We start from the raw sequence: 2,939 nt of genomic DNA on the forward strand, positions 1-2,939 counted from the left end.
ATCGAGCGAAGGGGCACGACCAAACGCAGCGACACCCTGGCCGTGCAAACCCGCAACGTTCGAATCGACAACCGAAAGGTCTGGACGACCGAGCGGATCGCCATGCAAGTCGCCGGCGCCGAATTGGTGGGCAGCGACTTGACCATCTATCTGGCCGCTTCGGCAACCTCCGCGACCAAAGCCGAAGTCCCCTCGACGCTGTTGGATCGCATGGACTTGGTCTATCTGGAAGAGCTGCGTATTCCGCTCAATGACCCCGCCCAGAACGCGAATCGACCGCGCCGGATCGGGACCAAGCAAGCGGAGGACGATCAGGGCGAGATCTCGATCAAATGCAAGAATGGGCTGGTCTACGACTTTGCCCTCGATCGGCTGTCGTTGCGCGATTCGATCACGATGGTGCGGACGGTGCGGGGACAACCCATCGACACGTTCACCTGCGACACGGTGGACCTGATTTTGCGAGATCCGTCCAACCGCTCCGTCGTTCGCCGCGGGCCGCTCGATTGGATTGACCGCGTGCATGCCACCGGTCGGCCCGCCCGGATCCGACTGACGTCCTATGACTTTCAACTTGCCGCAGACGAGATTGAATTCGATGCCGTCGGCGGGCTGTTGATCGCCGATGCCGCCCCCGAACCCGACAGCGCCCACCCGGTCGTGATCCGGCGCGGAAACCTGCAAGCCACGCTCGACCGTTTCGCCTACCAGTTCAACCCCGAAACGCCGGAAACAATCGGTGTGATCGATGTCCGTGGCCAAGGGCACGTTTCCATTAACGATGCCGGGATCATGCTCCGCGATGTCAGTTGGACGGAAAGCTTCAAGTTGCAGCCGACGGGACAGGCGACCCTGACGGCGGTCAAGGAAAAACGAGAGCAGAGCAAGTTGCGGTATCAGATCGATGGCGACATCCAAGCCCGATTGTCCGACGGCGGCATCGCCCGTGCCGGAGCGGTCGAAGGCATCTTGAAGCCGCATTACGTCGAACACCCCGTCGACTCGTTCGGCGGCTCCTCACTGATCGGTCAACCGGAATCGTCCGAGTCAATCGTTCAGCCGGCTCAGCAATTCAAACGCACCATGACCTTGCTTCCGGAAAGCTTTCATGCGCTGGAATCAGTCACGATCGATTCGAACGAATTGCTCGCCAACACGAACCGGTTGAGTCTGTTTTTCCAGCCGTCGGCGGATTTTGGGAAACGAACGACAGCCGAAAAGACGAGTGGTGCGATTCTGCCGGCACCTGGCCAACCGGGCGCACGTCCGGCAGCGACCTCGCCGGGTGGACTGGCCAGTTTTGTCAATCAGCCTGACCCTTCTCGTCAGCCTGACCGATCGAGCCAATTGCGTTCCCCCGTCGCTCGCCCACGACCCAAGCTAAGCGGAGATCACGTCAGTGCAGAATTGTTGATCACGCCGGCCGGGGTTCAACCGAAAGACGTCAGCATTGTCGGAGACGTGTTGGTCGAACACCAAGTCAACGCCGGCACGACCACGCTGCCGATCCAGATGTCCGGCCAGACGATGCGGATGCAACGCAGCGCCGTTGCCCAGGCCTCCGGGCAGGACTATCTGCAGCTCGGCAGCGGCCCCAACGCACCGGCCCGATTGCGAATGGGAGACGGGTACTTTGTCGGCCCGATGATCAAGGTGTGGCCGGGTGAAAATGTCGTTCAAGTGACCGGTGCCGGCGAGATGAAGGTTCCCGCGGAACTGCTCGCGCGCGATGCCGCGTCAAAACCCGCCGAACCGCAGGTTGCCGAGTCGCTCGCGGGGGAGGCGTCTGCGGGTGGTGACGCGCTTTCGGTCTCGTCCATCGACTGGACGTCACCGCCGCTGTGCCGATGGGGCGGCAACATGCAATTTGATGGTCAAGCCGCGTTGCTCACCGGTGGCGTTCAAATCGACTCGGAATTCGTCAGTGGCTCCGATCCTTGGTTGGCCCGGATGAACGGCGGCGAAATGCAGATCACGTTGGCCAATCCGGTTCAGTTCATGGATCGAGCTTCCATGGCGACGGCGGAGCTTTCCAGCGTCAGTCTTGTTGAGACCGATCAGCACGCGGTCATTGTTCGGGCGGAACAGCGTTCGGCTGATTTGGCCACCCAGTCCGTCCACGTCATCACCGCAGCCCGTCTGGATTTTTCGCCCGGCGACGGCGGCCGACTGTTGGGCACGGGGCCGGGATGGTATCGCGGCTGGATGTTGATGGATCAGGACAGTTCGATCCTGGCTCCGGAGGCTGCCCAGTCAGACCATCTCGGCGGCTTGGTGCTGCAAGGCGTTCACCTGACGTTCCGCGAAGCGATGCACGGCGACCTGAAGCACGAGACGTTGGAATTCTCCGGCGGGGTGCGCACCGGCGTCCGCAAGGTGTCATCCTGGGATGAAGTCGTCGATGTAGCGCAAATGGAACGGTTGGCTGTCGGCGAGATGACGATGGATTGCCGACAATTAAAATTTGGCGTTTCGCCGGGAACTCCCGCCGACTTGCGAAGCATTCCCGGCATGCCGACGCCATGGGAAATGATCGCCGATGGCGGCGTGGTCGTACGGACGAACACCGAAAAGCGGGGATTGATCGAAGGCACCGCGGCGCGGGTGTCGTACGAATCGAAGAAATCCTGGTTGAACGTCCAAGGGACCCAAGGCCAAAGTGCCTTCGTGCGGCAAACGTGGCCGGACGGTCGCAAGGGCTTCCAAACGCATTCGCCGAGGATGCTGTTGAATCTGAAGACGTTTGAGTTCCAGACGGTCATGCAAGACGCCCAGTTCAACAACGTGACACTGCCCAAGTGATCCGCTGCCCAAGTGATCCGCTGCCCAAGTGATCCGCTGCCCAAGTGATCCGCTGGCCCTAGTGATCCGCTGGCCCTAGTGATCCGCTGGCCCTAGTGATCCGCTGGCCCTAGTGATCCGCTGGCCCTAGTGATCCG

At 61.2% G+C, this 2,939-nt stretch carries 1 protein-coding gene; it reads left to right on the forward strand.

The genetic code is table 11. From position 1 onward, the window contains the following. Positions 1–2,802, forward strand: a 2,802-nt coding sequence (locus ABX749_RS28055) for a hypothetical protein (RefSeq protein WP_372898939.1), incomplete at its 5' end; no start/stop codon positions are given. Positions 2,803–2,939 lie beyond the last annotated feature (137 nt).

The sequence above is a fragment of the Stieleria sp. genome (genome assembly GCF_041595215.1).
In the GTDB taxonomy this organism is placed as follows: domain Bacteria; phylum Planctomycetota; class Planctomycetia; order Pirellulales; family Pirellulaceae; genus Stieleria; species Stieleria magnilauensis.